Source organism: Nocardioides sp. NPDC059952, assembly GCF_042730435.1.
In the GTDB taxonomy this organism is placed as follows: Bacteria; Actinomycetota; Actinomycetes; order Propionibacteriales; family Nocardioidaceae; genus Nocardioides.
The window spans coordinates 1-1,191 of record NZ_JBHWLY010000169.1 but is presented as its reverse complement, the minus strand read 5'-3'; the positions used below and the strand labels follow the sequence as shown (position 1 = coordinate 1,191).

At 70.0% G+C, this 1,191-nt stretch carries 1 protein-coding gene; it reads left to right on the top strand.

Annotated features, from left to right (window positions below; genetic code table 11):
* The coding region (locus tag ACFV9G_RS29950; protein WP_378733139.1) for a hypothetical protein at positions 1 to 1,055 on the top strand (1,055 nt) is incomplete at its 5' end.
* Between the last annotated feature and the right edge of the window lie 136 nt (positions 1,056 to 1,191).

Genomic DNA, 1,191 nt, shown 5'->3' with positions numbered 1-1,191 from the left:
CCCCCCAGGTGACGCGGGACAGCCTCGACAGGGCCAAAAGCATCGTCCTCGACCAGGTGCTGAAGGACTTCCCCTGGGTCGCGGCCAGCGACCGCGCGCACTACCTGGGCGCGCTGCTGACGCCGATCTTGCGGCCCTACTTCCACGGGCCGACACCGATGTTCGTGCTCACCGCGACGGCCGCCGGGTCCGGCAAGAGCCTGCTGAAGGACATCTTCCGGCACTGCTACGGCATCGCGGACACGGCCTGGCCCGAGAACGACACCGAGTTGCGGAAGAGCATCACCACGCAGCTGTACGGCACCGGGCAGCCCGTCGTCGTCCTCGACAACCTGCCGAACGGCTGCATCATCAAGTCGCCCGTCCTGTCCGCCCTGCTGACCTCCGAGGTCTGGGGTGACCGGGTCCTGGGCGCCACGTCCAAGGTGACCATGCCGAACGATCGCCTCTGGATCGTCACCGGCAACGCCCTCCGCACCGGCGGGGACAACGGCCGTCGCGTCCTCTGGGTTCGCCTGGACCCCGACTGCCCCGACCCTGACCAGCGCGACAACTTCACCGTCGGCGACCTCCGGCCCTGGCTGCGCCACAACGCTTCCACCTTGGTCGCCGCCCTCGTCACCCTCGTCCGGGCCTGGGTCGCCGCGGGGACGCCCCAGGTCCGCGTCCGCAAAGGCGACTACAGCGAGTGGGCCAGCACCATGGCCGGCCTGCTCGACTTCCTCGGCGTCGAGGGCTGGATGGCCGACCGCAACGAGGCGCGCGACCAGGACGACGAACTGCAGGAGTGGGCGCTCTTCCTGGAGATGTGGCGGCAGAGCTACGGCAGCGAGCCTCTGACCACGGGGGCTGTCATCAAGGGACTGCCCACCCACGTGCCGCGCAAGGGCGACGAGCCGCCGAGCGCGAACCAGTTGGGCATCTGGCTGAAGGCCCGTGCTGGCCGCTACTTCGGCACCCACAAGGTCGTGATGGTCGTCGACAGCCACAGGAAGCAGAACCTGTGGCGCGTCGAGGTCCACGCCGACCGCGGCACCGGCGGGCACGAGTCGTGACCGGCCGTCCTGCGGGGAGTGCGGGGACTTCGCGGGGACCTGTGCGGGGACTTCGCCAGGTCCCCGCATGCGGGGCGACCTGCATGGATGCGGGGATGCGGGGACTTGCGGGGACTCGGCCCGCTCCCCTGTATAG